Source organism: Anabaena sp. PCC 7108 (assembly GCF_000332135.1).
In the GTDB taxonomy this organism is placed as follows: domain Bacteria; phylum Cyanobacteriota; class Cyanobacteriia; order Cyanobacteriales; family Nostocaceae; genus Anabaena.
The window spans coordinates 1,055,653-1,070,496 of sequence record NZ_KB235896.1; the positions used below are offsets into that span (position 1 = coordinate 1,055,653).

General features: G+C 41.1%; 22 protein-coding genes. 10 read left to right on the top strand and 12 right to left on the bottom strand.

The window, feature by feature from the left end; genetic code table 11:
* From ANA7108_RS30090 to ANA7108_RS0105475, 3 genes are all read left to right on the top strand, one after another.
* Positions 1–304: hypothetical protein (locus ANA7108_RS30090; RefSeq protein ID WP_158318342.1), on the top strand; the 304-nt coding region annotated here is incomplete at its 5' end.
* 14 nt (positions 305–318) lie between these two features.
* Entirely contained in the window at positions 319–2,631 is a 2,313-nt protein-coding gene (locus ANA7108_RS0105470) for a hypothetical protein (RefSeq protein ID WP_016949763.1), read from the top strand.
* Positions 2,632–2,657: 26 nt separating this feature from the next.
* The gene (locus tag ANA7108_RS0105475) at positions 2,658–2,903 is read left to right on the top strand and encodes a hypothetical protein (RefSeq protein ID WP_144052352.1); all 246 of its coding nucleotides are present in this window, start codon (positions 2,658–2,660) and stop codon (positions 2,901–2,903) included.
* On the opposite strand, the gene ANA7108_RS0105480 is transcribed toward ANA7108_RS0105475, so the two are convergent.
* From ANA7108_RS0105480 to ANA7108_RS28110, 8 genes are all read right to left on the bottom strand, one after another.
* Positions 2,892–3,365, bottom strand: coding sequence for a hypothetical protein (locus ANA7108_RS0105480; RefSeq protein ID WP_016949765.1), 474 nt, complete (start codon positions 3,363–3,365; stop codon positions 2,892–2,894). The two genes, ANA7108_RS0105475 and ANA7108_RS0105480, sit on opposite strands and share 12 nt — an antisense overlap.
* A 62-nt stretch (positions 3,366–3,427) precedes the next feature.
* Complete coding sequence (locus ANA7108_RS0105485) at positions 3,428–4,213, bottom strand: hypothetical protein (protein ID WP_016949766.1); 786 nt, start codon at positions 4,211–4,213, stop codon at positions 3,428–3,430.
* Between the two features lie 26 nt (positions 4,214–4,239).
* Positions 4,240–4,686 carry a Gp37 family protein gene (locus ANA7108_RS0105490; protein WP_016949767.1) on the bottom strand — a complete coding sequence of 149 codons (447 nt, stop codon included), beginning with the start codon at positions 4,684–4,686 and terminating at the stop codon, positions 4,240–4,242.
* Entirely contained in the window at positions 4,679–5,110 is a 432-nt protein-coding gene (locus ANA7108_RS0105495; RefSeq protein ID WP_016949768.1) for a gp436 family protein, read from the bottom strand. The genes ANA7108_RS0105490 and ANA7108_RS0105495 overlap by 8 nt, the downstream gene beginning before the upstream one ends.
* Positions 5,107–5,268: a hypothetical protein gene (locus ANA7108_RS30095; RefSeq protein ID WP_016949769.1), complete on the bottom strand. Its 162-nt coding sequence runs from the start codon at positions 5,266–5,268 to the stop codon at positions 5,107–5,109. Before ANA7108_RS30095 ends, ANA7108_RS0105495 begins: the two co-directional genes overlap by 4 nt.
* 9 nt (positions 5,269–5,277) lie before the next feature.
* The gene (locus ANA7108_RS0105505) at positions 5,278–6,216 is read right to left on the bottom strand and encodes a hypothetical protein (RefSeq protein WP_016949770.1); all 939 of its coding nucleotides are present in this window, start codon (positions 6,214–6,216) and stop codon (positions 5,278–5,280) included.
* A gap of 5 nt (positions 6,217–6,221) precedes the next feature.
* The gene (locus ANA7108_RS0105510) at positions 6,222–6,581 is read right to left on the bottom strand and encodes a DUF2190 family protein (RefSeq protein ID WP_016949771.1); all 360 of its coding nucleotides are present in this window, start codon (positions 6,579–6,581) and stop codon (positions 6,222–6,224) included.
* Positions 6,581–7,486: a hypothetical protein gene (locus ANA7108_RS28110; protein ID WP_237741485.1), complete on the bottom strand. Its 906-nt coding sequence runs from the start codon at positions 7,484–7,486 to the stop codon at positions 6,581–6,583. The genes ANA7108_RS0105510 and ANA7108_RS28110 overlap by 1 nt, the downstream gene beginning before the upstream one ends.
* 108 nt (positions 7,487–7,594) lie before the next feature.
* Between ANA7108_RS28110 and ANA7108_RS0105520 the strand changes: the two genes are divergently transcribed.
* The 3 genes from ANA7108_RS0105520 to ANA7108_RS0105530 are packed head-to-tail and all read left to right on the top strand — an operon-like array spanning position 7,595 to position 9,170.
* Positions 7,595–7,921 carry a hypothetical protein gene (locus tag ANA7108_RS0105520; protein WP_016949773.1) on the top strand — a complete coding sequence of 109 codons (327 nt, stop codon included), beginning with the start codon at positions 7,595–7,597 and terminating at the stop codon, positions 7,919–7,921.
* Entirely contained in the window at positions 7,918–8,634 is a 717-nt protein-coding gene (locus tag ANA7108_RS0105525) for a hypothetical protein (RefSeq protein WP_016949774.1), read from the top strand. The genes ANA7108_RS0105520 and ANA7108_RS0105525 overlap by 4 nt, the downstream gene beginning before the upstream one ends.
* Positions 8,631–9,170 carry a hypothetical protein gene (locus tag ANA7108_RS0105530; RefSeq protein ID WP_016949775.1) on the top strand — a complete coding sequence of 180 codons (540 nt, stop codon included), beginning with the start codon at positions 8,631–8,633 and terminating at the stop codon, positions 9,168–9,170. Before ANA7108_RS0105525 ends, ANA7108_RS0105530 begins: the two co-directional genes overlap by 4 nt.
* On the opposite strand, the gene ANA7108_RS0105535 is transcribed toward ANA7108_RS0105530, so the two are convergent.
* The 4 genes from ANA7108_RS0105535 to ANA7108_RS0105550 are packed head-to-tail and all read right to left on the bottom strand — an operon-like array spanning position 9,167 to position 11,294.
* A complete protein-coding gene (locus ANA7108_RS0105535; protein ID WP_016949776.1) occupies positions 9,167–9,616 on the bottom strand; it encodes a phage virion morphogenesis protein in 450 nt (149 codons plus the stop codon). The genes ANA7108_RS0105530 and ANA7108_RS0105535 overlap by 4 nt on opposite strands.
* Positions 9,591–10,568, bottom strand: a complete 978-nt coding sequence (locus ANA7108_RS26860; RefSeq protein ID WP_016949777.1) for a phage minor head protein — start codon at positions 10,566–10,568, stop codon at positions 9,591–9,593. Before ANA7108_RS26860 ends, ANA7108_RS0105535 begins: the two co-directional genes overlap by 26 nt.
* Positions 10,561–11,031, bottom strand: coding sequence for a hypothetical protein (locus ANA7108_RS0105545; RefSeq protein ID WP_016949778.1), 471 nt, complete (start codon positions 11,029–11,031; stop codon positions 10,561–10,563). Before ANA7108_RS0105545 ends, ANA7108_RS26860 begins: the two co-directional genes overlap by 8 nt.
* 38 nt (positions 11,032–11,069) lie before the next feature.
* Positions 11,070–11,294 carry a hypothetical protein gene (locus ANA7108_RS0105550; protein ID WP_016949779.1) on the bottom strand — a complete coding sequence of 75 codons (225 nt, stop codon included), beginning with the start codon at positions 11,292–11,294 and terminating at the stop codon, positions 11,070–11,072.
* A gap of 188 nt (positions 11,295–11,482) precedes the next feature.
* Here ANA7108_RS0105550 and ANA7108_RS0105555 point away from each other — a divergent pair, with 188 nt between their 5' ends.
* The 4 genes from ANA7108_RS0105555 to ANA7108_RS0105570 all read left to right on the top strand — a co-directional run bounded on the left by ANA7108_RS0105555 (position 11,483) and on the right by ANA7108_RS0105570 (position 14,775).
* Positions 11,483–11,773 carry a hypothetical protein gene (locus tag ANA7108_RS0105555; protein WP_144052353.1) on the top strand — a complete coding sequence of 97 codons (291 nt, stop codon included), beginning with the start codon at positions 11,483–11,485 and terminating at the stop codon, positions 11,771–11,773.
* A 93-nt stretch (positions 11,774–11,866) separates the two neighbouring features.
* Positions 11,867–12,454 (top strand): hypothetical protein, encoded by a 588-nt coding sequence (locus tag ANA7108_RS0105560; RefSeq protein WP_016949781.1) that lies wholly within the window; start codon positions 11,867–11,869, stop codon positions 12,452–12,454.
* A gap of 70 nt (positions 12,455–12,524) precedes the next feature.
* Positions 12,525–14,288, top strand: coding sequence for a hypothetical protein (locus tag ANA7108_RS0105565; RefSeq protein ID WP_016949782.1), 1,764 nt, complete (start codon positions 12,525–12,527; stop codon positions 14,286–14,288).
* 217 nt (positions 14,289–14,505) lie between these two features.
* Positions 14,506–14,775 (top strand): hypothetical protein, encoded by a 270-nt coding sequence (locus ANA7108_RS0105570; RefSeq protein ID WP_016949783.1) that lies wholly within the window; start codon positions 14,506–14,508, stop codon positions 14,773–14,775.
* Positions 14,776–14,844 lie beyond the last annotated feature (69 nt).

Below are 14,844 nucleotides of genomic sequence, written 5' to 3' on the forward strand. Positions count from 1 at the left end.
AGACGATTTTGATATTTGGGTACGAAAGGAGGTTCCTGATTATTATGGCTCTAGCAGGAAATTATTTTACCCGCCTTCAGCCATAATTAATATCCCAACTGACTCAGCGAGTTTGGGTCCGATTGAAATCACATTTACTCCAACTTCTGCTGGTTCGATTACTTTTAGGTATTTCGCGGTAATAAGTGGAGGGACTGGAGTGCGAGGGAACCAGCAAGGAATTTTAGCAGGAATTGAAGATTTTGTATTTACTCAAACCATAGATACAACAGGAAGAACATTTGTTTACAACGCGGTGATATAACAATAGATATAGATATGGATGATTTAACGCGAAAAATTCAAGAACAGAGTAAATTGAGATATCAACTTACTCAAAAAAGAAAGAATAACCTACCACCACTTTTAAGAATTGGTGAATATCATCCAGAATCTGGAAAATATAGAGTTATTTTTCCTAACGGGGGGGAAACAATAAGTGGAATCAAACTTTTTAATTCCAGTACCTCAAATGGGACACCAGTTCGATCAACTCAGGCTTATGGGGCGCAATCCATAAGCCTGGACTATAAAAATTATACGGAGATTGAAATTACGGAAGAGGAAGAGGAAGAGAAGTACCCCGTTGCTATTCTATATTCGGTTGGCAACGAAATTTATGTTGGCGGTGATCGCCCGATTCCTAAATTAGTCTGGCAGATGCCAGAAAATACAGTAGATAAAAAATTAAGTAAATTTATAACTAATCTTGGCAACAGAAAAATTAATGCTAGTATTAAATACTCTTTACCAAGTATCGCAAGCATTCCAAATTACTATATTAGGCAAATAATCATTAACAAACCCGATATTGAATATTTATTAAACTACAAGACAGATCAAAATACTTTGTACTCCAAAATAGCCTATTATGCAGGAAATAGTACATTTGTTGGGATGACTAGAGGTTTACCGTTATTAGGAGATAACGACGCATATATACCGTTAAATCCTGGACTTTTCTTTAATTACAATTCCAGCTTTCAAGAAATACCTGGTACTTTCCCCAATAGAGCGACAACCGATGGATATATGTCTGATATCGTGGAAGTGGATTCGCTATCTCTCACCCCAGATTTCTTCGGTGCAGGGCAAGCCGACTGCTTCTTGATAGATAAAAATGGTGAACACAAAACCACCATGCCTTTATCTATAGTAAGAACCGTTGAGCCACCCTCCGACGAAAGATCGATCAATAGATTTGAATTACGAATTGATGATGATCCAGTACTAGGTGTCAAGGAAACTGTTGTAAGAATTGTTGTGGGATTTAACCAGAACTCGCAATACAGTTATTCTCTATCTGGCATAAGCCCACTTACAGGAGTCAATTTTTCACACATTGGTGTATCGAAAAGAGTATTAAGTGATGAAATTTTGCTGGGTGCTGGTGGACTAGGTGGTGCGACTCCAGGAGGTGCTAGTGGATTACCAAATCAAGGCATTGGGGTTTATGGATTTCCGAGATATATTACTGAATCTTCTGAAGTTAATTATAAATCAGAAAATATTATTATTAGTGGAATAAATTCTCAAATCATAGAACATATTGATGTTAATGTAAGTACTACTATTTTAAATAGATTTCTAGATTTTAGTTATGGTGAAATTAGCGATTTACTCCGAATGCAAAGAACCATAACGGGAATACCAACTAAGTACATATTATCTAATAATAACGAACTTATTAGTTTGAACGTAGAACCTCACATTTCTATATTCCGTCACGATATTGAACTTGAGCAGTTAGTGACTGGAACAAGCATAAATACTTCTGTGTATAGTATCATCACTCCCCCCACAAATTCGACTTATGCAAGTATAGGGTATGATGATAACAATGGTTTAGGATTTACATACGAGCCAGTCTATTGGGAATTAAATATTTTCGCAGATAAAGAATTTACTATAGGTAAATATGATAGTACTAGCAAAAAATACACTTTAGCTAACGCAATTTTATTAAATGTAGACAATAATAATGGCATATATCAAAACTTTGCTACATTTACCTTTCAAATAACATCAGTTGAGTATAATTTACCTTGGCTTCCTAGTACGTTAATAGGTATAAAATCAAAAAGTAAAAGTTTTTTCACCCTACTATCTAGCATTGCTTGCACAGACAAAACCTATCATCGAAATACAATATTCAGGGCTAATAGTTTAACTAACTATAGATCCAATGAAGAGGCTATTGATTTTCTTACAGACGGTAATTCATATACTTTTAGAAATGGACTTTTAAGGCAATTGAGTAATATCTATGCTCCTCTATTTCAATCTATTAGCTATTATGAATCTATTGTAGGAAGAGAATCTGCTACATCTGAAAAGATAGTACCAGGGGAATATCCGTTAATTTTTGGCGATGTTCAGCCAACAAAAGCACTTGAGGATTCTATGAAAAGATGTTCATTAATAGGAAATAAATTTTATGAAATAGGTGTAGATTTGGAGAAAAAAATAGCTTATGTGGCTCAATGGATTATCGATCCACTTGGCAATATAAATTACAAGGGAATAAAAAAATATCCTCTTTACTCAATACCAGAAAATGCAGAAGTACATTCTTGGAGCTACCACCCGTGAAAATAAATTTAAGTAGAAAAATACAAATGAATAGCGAGATTCAATACCGCCAAACCCAAACCACTCAAAAGCTAACTCAAGCCTCATCATCTGGAGTAAACGGCACAATGGGAGAATACGACCCCGCAACTGGACAGCAGAAAATTGATCTCCCAGATGGTGGAACTATACGAACAACAAATATTGCCAGTGCAGGAATTCGCATTGGAGATACCGTGCCAGCCATCTCTAGAACCGCTACAGGACAAGCTTTTATGGACTCACGCGGTTAGCTCTTTGGCATCAAAGCTAAGTAACCACATATCCTCAGCCAATTGATGACTGTGATTCTCTGGCACTCCAAGAATCACCGGACAGGAAATACGATATTTAACCCCGCCCCAAGTGGTAGCTGTGCCACCAAAAGCCGAACGCAAATTTTTAGTAGACTCGGTGGTAGATACCCAAAATCGCTCATCCACTAGCGTTATTTTGCCATCCTGCCCACCTTGATAAAAATTTTGTTGATTGCTACATATCTCATCAAATAAAACCGATTCATCCTCAGACACAACCGTTTGGAATGACCAGAAAAAATAGGTTTTCCCCGCCCCTTCTATGGTATCAACACCCTGGTTTGTCTGTTCACCAGCCCGGATAACATCAATTCTTGAACGTAAGACAAAATCATCAGCACCGTCGGGAATTTTATATAAAGTCAGTGATGGCAATCCAGTAAAGCTCAAAGTGATCATAAAAATAAAAGGGGCGCAAACACACCCCCAAAATAACTATTACTCAAACCATGTGACGCGAATTAGGCAGCAGAAGCTAAATTGAAATATTGATGCGGAGTACGCTTACCTGGTGGCACATTAGCATCAAAATCTATGGAAAACTCTGGTACATCACTGCTCGTATCCATGCTAACGATTGAGCTTCGTGTAATATTGGGCAGGTAAATCATGATTCCATTAGGGAATTCTGGACCGTAGCCTTTACCGATAAAACTTAGTTTCCCAAAGGAATCCGCAGAGTTTTCATAACCAATACTCTCAATTGAGGTATAACTTTTGAGTATCGTATACTGAACAGTAGCCCCAGCGTCTGACTCGTGAAAAATAAGCTTTTTAGCGGTGCTATCGACCTTGAATTGCTTTGCTACAGGTGCGGCTGTTACGCGCTTTCTGTACCCTGCCTCTCCCCAACTTCCTCTTGCTGGTAGATAGGCTTTAACACTTGACTCATTATTAACTGTAATATCCGTGTCACCAATCTCAAAAGGCGTTGTGCTTGGGACAGTGGCGGTTTTTACAATTGGCAATTGGACATTACTAGATGTTTGAGGTAATTCATCATAAGCGAACCCTAAATGAAACCAGTCCAAATACTGAAAACTCAAAGTTAAAGTTTGTGTTTCTTCACCCACCGCTGAAGAAACGTTTTTTCGTTTTCCACTAATCCAAGCCTTAGCCTTTTTACTTTGAGATTCACCCGCATAAACAAAATTATAAAAAAGTCCAGGAAAAAAAATTTCTTGGCCTAAAGTTTTAGTCGCTTGATCTAAAGTAAAAATACCTAATTCACCTGCACCTGAAAGCATAAAATCACCTATTTAATTAAAAACAATCAATTTTCCCAAGGCTTTTTAACAAACTGTAAACTCACAGAAAAAATCATTGAGTAGTACCAAACCCCTTCCTTAATACTGACAAACCCACCCTCAGACTGGTATAGAGGCTTTTGGATTGCAGGGGGTTTATAGCCTGTCAGTAGATTTCTGATTTTTCCCATTATTGGGTAAGCCCCAGTGTGAGAACGTAAATTTTTTAATTGTAGGGACAGTTCAAAGCTCAAAGTCCAATCCTGAATAATAGGGGCGCTGGCTACAAAAGTTGATGGCTTACTTAAAGATTCCTTTCTGTAACCAACCAGGATTTGTCCAATCACCACTGGCTTACCGAGTTCGGCGGGATTATCCGGGAAGCCTTCAATCCTCAATTTCTCGGCTTTTAGCGGTTCTAATCGTTCAATAATTGCTTTCTCAATTTCGTCGATCAACAATTCATCAACCATAGTAATCACCCAAAGCAGTTGGGAAAATACGCTCTTGACTGAACCATTGCGCCCCACCAGTGCTGATTTGTTCCTGAGTAATTTTGTCTATCCCCAACCCAACTTTCCCAGAAGCCAGCATTTGCAGCCATTTAACCGCATCTTCATAACGCTGTCTCACATCCTCTCGCACTTGGTAAGAGTCCAGGTGATATCGGGCTATATCAGCCACTTTATTACGCAAAACCAAGGGGACTGATGTTAGTGGTAATTGATATTGTGCAACTTGCAAATAAGAATCGACCTCTCGTGAGGCATAGTCTAGAGCTTGATCAAGTCGTGTTGCATCAATTGCGTCCAAGTTTGGATTATCCAGATTAGTGAGTTCAATCACTTCTGGTTCTCCAAATAAATTAATCATGTCCTCTTGGGTGGCGTAGTTCATTTCTTAAGAGCCTTTTCTTCCACAGGCAAAGGTTCAACCACGTTTAGGGATACAAGCGGCGCGGCTTCTTGTTCAGTTAGTTCTACTTCATCACCTGGTTGATACTGTTTGCCACCGTGATTGAGCAGGTCGAGAACTTTATATTTAATAGCTTCCAAAATTTCCCCCTATGCCGCAGCATTTTGAATGTAGTAGCCAAAATCAGAAGCGCAAATCTTCTCCTTAACTGATTCACCAGAACGGACACGTATACCACCACGAAGCCCAATATCCGCATCGGATGTCTTGCCTGCTATCCGAGTCCCCCATTGGGCGGTAAATCCAAAAGTTGGACGGCCAGCAGTCCCCGCAGCCGGATTAGAAAGTCCATCACGGTGTAACAAGGAAATATGCTTACCCCAAAGTCTAGCAGTCGTTGTAGGCTGACCCTTGCGAGATGTTACACTCCAAGCCTCACCCACATAAACCATATCGAGTTCAAACAACTCAGCTAAAAACTTTGCAGTTGCCCTCCCTTTATCCCCATCATTTCCGTTAAATGCTTTCATGATATTTGGATGCCGAATTAGTGGAGAAAATGCCCCACGCCCTATGACCATGATATTTGGCCGCATAATCATTGCATCCATTGCATCAGCAATAACGCTAATAGGACTGCTAGTAGGGTCACTAAACTGGCTGGAACCCGACAGCGTTACCCGTTGAGTGGACGGATACGAGTTAAGGTTAAACACCAAATCTGATGCTCGTTTTTCGCGGTCAAGCAGAACCAAATCTGTAAGAGACTCTGTAGCTCTCATCACAGGGTCGTAGCCTTCACTAGCATTCTCAATATCGTTTTGGGGGATGGGGTCATCCAAGCCAAAATCATCGGTTGAGCTTGTTTCCTGACTAGCTGAAAACTCAATCTCGTTAGGCTTTGAAGTTCTGCCCACACGAGTATCTGGAATGCGGAAACTTTCTTCCATAGAAAACTTCCACCATTTAAATTCCTGACGTACCACAGGCACACGTGGGAGAACATCATCAGCAATCAATTTACTGTTTTTGTAACTAATTGCTACCGCCGTTAATGCGGGGTCAATTGGAAATGGTGCGTTAGTCACTGGAATTACCTAAAATCAATAAAACATAATCCAATATCACCGGCTACGCCGGATATATCAGCGACTCCGATAACGCGATTTGTGGTTACTGTGGTTGTGATCGCCTTTCCGTTTGTATCAGATGTAAGGAAATCTCCAGCGGCTATCGTACCGCCATACTCCACTTCGGCGACTCCTAGGCGAACAACATCGGTGCGCTGACTAGAAGCAGAAGCACCTAAATTATTGGAAATCCCCACAAATTTATCATTAGCGGAACTAGCAGTAAGTAAGCCACCATCAGCAGCGCCATACTTACAAATTCTGTAAGGATTGATTGCAGCCTCAGATGTCCAACAATCGACAAACATCTGTTTTCTGCCCATTACTGCACCTCCATAACGTGAGCGACGGCCTCAGAGTAGGAAATTTGAGATCCCTTTTGCGCCTGATCTTCTACATATTGGGTGGCAAGTTTGGCAATCTTCTTGGGGTCTGTGGGGATTTCAGGAGGCTTATTAGCATCACCAGCCACTTCACCCAACTCCACCACATTAGGTAGATGAGTGAGAAAATCTTTAAACCAATCAGCCGCAGGTAATTTTTTCTGTTCCTCACCCTCGGAAAATTCCAGTTCCTGAGAACTATCTAAACTAGATACAAATTCAACCAACCCAGTTCTGTAAGAAGGTAAAATTTTACTCTTCACACTTTCCACGAAACTGGTTGATTCTTGTCGCTTCAGAGTAGCTCTTAGGCGTTCATTTTCCTGTTTGACTTTTTCTAATTCATCCAATTTGCCCCCCTTGTCGCATTCACAGAATTCAAGAAAGTCTGCTGCACATTCAGCAAAATCAACTTCAATATCTAGAATGCCTTGTTCTGACTCTTCAAAGCTGGCAGACTTCAACCCCTTGACCGCTGGTGCTTGCGCCCCTAAAAAACCTACGTGCTTTAAATAGTAAATCCCAGGCACAGGGTTAACAGGACTATCAGGAGTATAAAAACTGGCTGAGATTTTCTTAAATCTACCAGCATTCACCATTTCCGCAAATGTGGGATCGACTTGATGAGGTATCGCCTGCATCAAGCCAGTATTACCTGTCAAATTTTTCACCCAGCCGTAAGCAGGAGCATCTGCCTTAGGATGCCCAACAACCAGTGGCGCTTCGTGAATACTCGGATCGTAGGCTTTAATCGAAGCAGTAACATCACCCTCTCCAAAAGAAAGAGTGCGCCCATCCATTGCGGTGTGTTTACCAGCCTTGAAAATTTCTAGATATTTTTTCATACCCATAATTTTGGGCGTGGTCAATATATGTGTACAGCCTGAAAAAAATCACTATGGATTTTTAGCCAGAAAAAAGCTCACCTTTGAGTTATATTACAGGCATAAAATATGACCCTAAGACTAAAAAAAGCCGCGTATAACATAATCACTTTTTCCTATCCTGGCGATTTATCAAACAGAGTGGTTTATTGTAGATTAAAGAAAAGAAAAGAAGATGGAACAATTCCATTAATTGAAGGCCAGGTAATTCTTTCTGAAACAACCCCCATTAAAAGTACAGGATACTTTGAGATGGATTTTTCTACTTCTTTGGATCTACAACTACTAATAGGAGAAGCTTTTATTGATTTCAAAATCATTAATTTATCTGAGCCGAATAAACCATCTTATTCAAATATAACTCCTGTCATTATCGAAACAACATTAAAAGTATGACAGAGGCTTTATTTTCAATCACTACGAATAATATTGACACCTTAATTAGTACCCCTTTGATTGAAGTAGAAATAAACAAAGATATCTCAATCTCAGGAGGAAAAGCAATCTGGGGAGAAGTAGATGGGGATATAAATAATCAGCAAGATTTAATATCAAAAATAGATAACACTATAAATACCTCTTTGGAACCAATAAATGAGGCTATTGATGCTTTACAATCTTCAATAATCATTTCAAACGCAGTACCGAATACTCCATCAATGGGGCAATATTGGGATGAAATCTCTATATCAAAAGAACCTTTAGCTCAATGGTACTGGAATGGAATTTATTGGATCGAAAGATTCGATAGAATCTTGCATCTCCCCGGATGGAATAATTTCCCTATGACAGTCCCGCTAATTACTTCTGCTAGTGGAATTTTAATAAAAACTTTTCACTCAACCACAACAGGAGGAAGCCTAAATTCTATAAACAATTATTATGAATATAGATTAGGAAATTTTTATACTGGCAATGCAGTTCAGACAACAACAATTGCATCAAATTATTCTAAAACACCCGGAAACAGGGTGAATTACATTACTCAAGTCGATACGGTTTTTCTAAATGAATTGATAGGATTAAATATTAATTTTACTAAATATGGAGATACGGATGAAAATCCAAATTATTCAGGGCATTCTATTTGCTATAGGTGTATCAGATGATTAAAATTCAGCGAGATATTCAAGGAAGAGCTTTAGGGGTATCAATATTAATTAATAATATTTATTACCCCTTACCTTTTGTATCCCAAACGAAAACTTTTGATTTTGAAGCTATTCAATATTCCCCAACCAGAGAAAGCCTACGATCTGCATGGCAAGACTATATAGTAAACAAAGACCCAGAAATAGAATTAGCAGATAGACCAGATTTAGCACTCAATCCACTAACAGAAATAAATTGGATGGGGTTTGCTTCCGCACTAATTTCATCTGCCACTTACAACCAAATTATTAGAGATACTACAGACAAAAATAGCCTGATTAGACTTGAGGCAATGGCTAGTGCTTATGCTATTTCTGGAGATAACCCAGCAACATATCCAACATTTTTTTACCTCTGGAGCCAAGTAATTGCTGGACTTCCTTATGTGCCAAGTACTGAAGTAATTACGCAGTTAAATGAAATGGCAGATGTTTTTGGTATGAGATTTACGTTTGATGTCAATTGCTTAATGTTATTAAAAATAAATAACTAATATTGCAAAAACTCTTCCACAATACTCACCACTTCAAGAGAATCAGCCGCACTCACCCCCAAAAATGGCCGCGCCGGAATAACAACCTTCCTCCCCCTGCCAGCCCTACCCCCAAACTGGTGAATTGCGCCATAAATGCGGTTGGTGCCAACCTCCACCTTATTAGCACCAGCTAAATAAATAACAGTTCTCCGCAAATCCCCATCTTGTTGGAGGATTTTTTGTATCTTCCCCTTCTTCTGCTTCCTGGCAATTGTCGCAGCCGTTAAAGCTGCCCATTTATTACCTTCAAAATCTACCTCGTCATCAAACCGTTCTAAGATAGAGGAAACCATATATTCCCCAATATTCTTAAACACCGGGGTCAGATTTTCCATCCTGCCAGTTAACCGACTCAAAGCTGCCTGAACCTGAGAGTCATCAATTCCGAGAGTTACTCCGGCCATATTCCAACCTCCATTCTTCGTTGATCAACCGCACCACGCCAAAAAATTCACCGTCAGCAGTTCGGAAATACCCCGTCAAACTCCCATCAGCAGCAACAGTTGGAACATCAACCACCTCTTGAACATCCTGCCCCAACTGCTCCAATAAGTATCCGAAAATTCCCTGCTTCTGGATATCCCCTGTTTCTAGTTTCTGAACCTGTTTAACAGCATCCTGCTCAACTTGACGACGTAAATCATTAGGCAAAGTTTGCAGAATATTTTTTAAAACATCCACCTGCTGCTGTTGAGTCGAGCGTCCAGGTGCATATCCCCAACCAGGATCTGGAGAATTCTTAACCGTAACTTTCTGACCCGCTGGGTTAGTCCATTGGTAGGTATCACCTTGTGGCGGGGGTTCCACTTCCAGCCCCCGTCTTTGAATATCTCGTTTAGACAAGCTAGTCACCATACATTTACAACCCCACCCAGACGGCGGATAATTGGTATTCCACCAAGGATCAGTGGCGGGAAATACTTTACCATCCATCGCCAAATGATGCAGTCGCGGTTCACGGGAATTTCCATGCTTCCACATCCAATAAGGACGCATTTTTAACACATCCGGGTCAGTCATCTGCTCATACCGCCCCGCAGCGTAAGCAGTTCTTAAATTCGTACCATAAATAATATTTGCCCTCCATTCCCGTCCGCCCTTGTGCTGCCAGCCGTGAGTTTCTACAATCCGGTCAAAATCCTTCTGAAATTCAGCCCTAGTCTTACCCTGAGCTATGCCATCATCCACCGCTTGACGAAAATCGGCTAATAATGCAGCCTTAGTTGCACCTGCTACCACAAATGCGATATCATGCTCCTGTTGCCAGACATCGCGCCATGTTGCAGTTGGCACGTTGACCTTGGAACGGAAGAAATTAATAGCTTGGTCAAACGGTAAACTTTTATATTCAACCATTTTCTTCAGCCTCGTATTGACCTGCTAAGTGAGCAGTAGTCATTGCTTCACCCATGATCGAGCTTAGGTCTTCAATTGGTAAATCTGGGTAGAGGTCTAACAAGGATTCTTTGAAGTCAACCAAATCCCCAGAATTATCCAGTAATCCTCGAATCTGCTCAATCCATCCATCAGTAAGCTGTCCTGCTTCACCCCGTAGTTGTTCGGCGAAAGATTCTACTGTATCCCCTTCTTCAGCAAATACCACTTCATAATGAGCCTGCCAGCCTTCACCTTGAGGTTGCAACTGGCAGTAAACTACCGTATCACCATCTTTGAATCTGCCAGCAATACCGCCACTGCTGGTTCTAACTGGCCCCCGTAAAATCTCATCCACATTCCCTTGATATTGGGATTGTGCAAGGAATTTAAACACCGCTCGTTTCTGTTCTAGTGTTCCGTTGGTCGGTAGTTGAATAGGCATAGCATTGGCAGGGTATTTTCTACTAATACTGTTAGCTATTACTCAGGGTTTACAGGCTGAGAATTTTCATCTACTAGCAATCCATCTACTATTAATTGCTTGATGACTGCACGGCGTACATAATCAGACATATTTGGCAGTGATCGTAAAATTTGATCGGCTTGTTCAGGAAACCGTACAGTAATTGATGGCTGTTTATACTTGGTTCCGATACCCTCCCCTTTGAACCGTGTTACATAGTCAGGACGTGAGGAACTTTCCATAATGGGTAAAATATTTTCTAATTTTCTTCATTATACCCCTTGACATCCCATGCTGTCATGGGATATGTTGTTAGACATGAGGGCAAAACCACTACACCGCCCGGAACTTCACCCCCAGTCAAACCACTTCAAAGACTGACTGGGCTACACCCAAAAGGACTTTAACTAAAATGAATACCGTAATTGTTTTGAGCGCCGCTTTCACAATCATCGCCTTAGCATTTCTCCTGATCAACAACCGCACGCAACCCCAAGTACCACAGCACATTGAATACATCAGCAACGACATTAACGACGCAGGTTTCCCAGAAGCGCAAATATTGCCCCACTGCAAAGGCAATGCTGAACTCTGCGGCGAACTATCCGCCATTTACCATCTAGGTCAAGATTTCCCAGCCACCGACAACGCAGCCCTAGATAGAATCTGCCAACGCCTCACCCAAATTTCTGGATACGGAAGATTCGCAAACCTTAATTAGTCAAATCTGCATCGCGTCACGTACCTAATCAAACCATGTGACGCAAATATTCACTCGCTTCATTCACAAATCAAAAATTAGGAATCTCTGCAAATGTTACTACTCAACCGCCTCAACAACATCAACGCCCAAATCGACTCCTACCAAGAACAGATTGCCGAACTACAACGCCGAGTCGTTGAACTACAAGCACACGCTCAAGAAGTACAAGGCGCTGAATCCGCTGCTGAATCCGCACTAGTCCAAGTCCGTACCGCTCTGGACATGATCACCGCAATTTGTCCCGACGATATCATCACATTTAAAGCTGCTATTGATGCCCTATTCGCCCCTGAACCACTGCGATTAGCGGCTTATGAAGAAATAGAAACAACTGACCCTGTAGAACCCAATCCACCTACCAATGACGAGGTTGTGGATGTGGAATCCAGCCCCGTTGTTGAAGACCAGCCAGAAGCTAACGGTAATGGTAACGGCAATGGCAACGGTAAAACCGACAGCAATAGCTACTCCCTACTGGCAACTGTGGATGATCTTAAAAAGATTGACCGTCCGACATTAATCAAACTGGCCAATAAACATAAAATTCCCAACTTCCAAAATAAAACCCGCGATAAATTAGCTGAAGCACTTGCAGGCAAAGTCACGGTTGACGAAATTACACCAGCTAAAACCAAGTAGTCCGTAGGGGCGGGGTTTCCCCGCCTTTTTCGCTGTTATAGTACAGGTGTATTCTTTTTTCCATTTTAATATGGCTTGTATTGAAGAAACCGACTTAACCGCCCAAGCTCAACAACACATCGCCGCTCAAAAGTCTAACATCAAAAACCAGCGCACCCGCTTGAGCGAACTGCAAACAGAACTCCAGCAACTCAAATCCAACCCCAGTATCCCACCCCTAAAACTTGCCGAAACCGAAAAAGCGATCGGCAGCCTCCAATACCACCTCAACGGCAATATCAACCGGGATAAAGCTGAACAAGAAGTAGAAAAACTTAAACAAAGCGGACTCAAACCAGAGCGACTCCAACAGCTTGAAAAAGCTCTTAAAACCACCAAAGGCGACCTAATCAAAGACCCAGACTTAGACACCGCAGAAGAACGCGCCAAGGTTATGGAGGCTCTTTACACCCAGCGTCAACACCTGGTATTCACAGACACTAACGCCAAAGACCAGGACGGCAACACTATTACCAGAGAAGCTACAGTTTTTGGGGCTGCCACCGTTAAAGGAATGCGTGAGATCGGCGAAAACGAAATCGCTGAAGACCTGATGGTTCGTGCTATTTCCTACGTAAACAGCCAAGCGGACAGCAAAAACCCTAATGACTACTTAGTCACCAAGGGCATGGAAGTTAAAAGCTCCCTCAGTGACGGAATCGAACACCACCACATCTACAACAATATCTACGTAGACAAAGACGGGAGAGTTGTTCCTGGGGCTGTCAACTTCTTCTACAGCCGCAAAACTGGGGAGATTAATCTTTCTGTTAATCCTGAACCCTACAACGCCCCTCAACACGGCGGGAAAGTCCAATTCATTGAACTCATAGACGGTGGACACAGCGGTAATGACCCATCCACCCATCTCCACTTTTATAAATTCAACAACACCGAAGCCGATACCGTCAAACAAAGAATCAAAGACGATCTTCCTACTATTACAGCTAACGCCAAAAAGCGTGTTTCTACCTTAGATAACGAAATTGCTGATTTAGAAACTCGACGAATTGATCCAGTAGGCTACGAAAAGTCACTGCAACAAAAGATTGCTGGTCAGGCACAAACAATAGCTGATGCCGAGGCTTTAATTAACCAATACCCAAAAACGCCTTCGGGTAATCCTAGCACCAAAGGTTTAACCCCTCAACAGAAGCAGGAAATCAAGGACGCTCAAAAGCAAATCAGAGATACAGCATACATTCAGAAACAAACCCAGTCGCAGTTAGATGAACATCAGCTTTTCATGGATGCCACCACCAAGCTGAGTCAGATGCAGGTTGATTATATTGACACCCAAGCTAAGAAAAAAGCCATTCATTTGGGTAAACCTGCTACCTGGGGAGGCATGACCAAGGATGAGGCTAAAGCTGAGAAACAGAGATTGGAGATACAAGAAGGTAATTTAAAACAAGAAATCAGAAAATCTCGTAAAACTCTTAAATCTAAAGGCTCAATTGATGAGCAGATAAAATCCAAAACTGAACAACGAGACTCAGCCGAAAAAGTCTCCCAACTCACCGAAGCCGAAGCCCTCACCGCCTTTGAAAACTCTAACGGCTTTCTCAGTTTCAATAAGGGAAAGAAAGAATCAGAGGAATACACCAAATCCCGCCCCAGAATGAACTCGGAAATCAACAAAATGAATGCCCGTCAAGCCATAGAAATTTTAGAAGCTGAACACCCAGACCCCATCGCTGCACTGCAAGAAATGGCAAGTAGACAATATAAACGCAACCTACTGATGAGCTTAGAAGGTATGATGAATAAGGTGTCAGGTACGCTTGATATTTAACCACCAAACTTGAACCAACAAAATTTAAAAACTCCGACAACAATACAACTGTTCTACTGTTAGTATCTACCCCCTAAAAGTTTGTCAAATTCAGATAGAATTACTTGACAAATACAGTAGAACTCTGCTACTATTGAATTTAGTCGGAGTTGATAAATCGTTTCAAGTAAAAAGCAACTCAGCACAAGAATTTTAAAATTAATCAGGAGCAAGTCAGATGGACGGATTTTGGTGGGAAGAAGACGGCGAAAAATTTAAAATTATCCCTAGTTTGATTGAAAATGCAAAGTTTGTAACCGATAAAAATACAAACAAAAAGTGCGGGGTAGAGTTTGATTATCCACCCCTAGATGCGTTGCTTGGCTACACAGAATTGTTTATACACAATGCGGATATTGAAGACCTAGAACCAGAAGAGCAAGAAGCCCTATTTCAAGGCTGCGGTTTAGACGGCTCCGTGTTAGGCTTCAACCTCACCTACAGCTAGGTTTACAAATCATTTTTTTTATCAATATGTAGGGGTTTAGCAATGCTAAACCCTTTTTTAATTACCTAT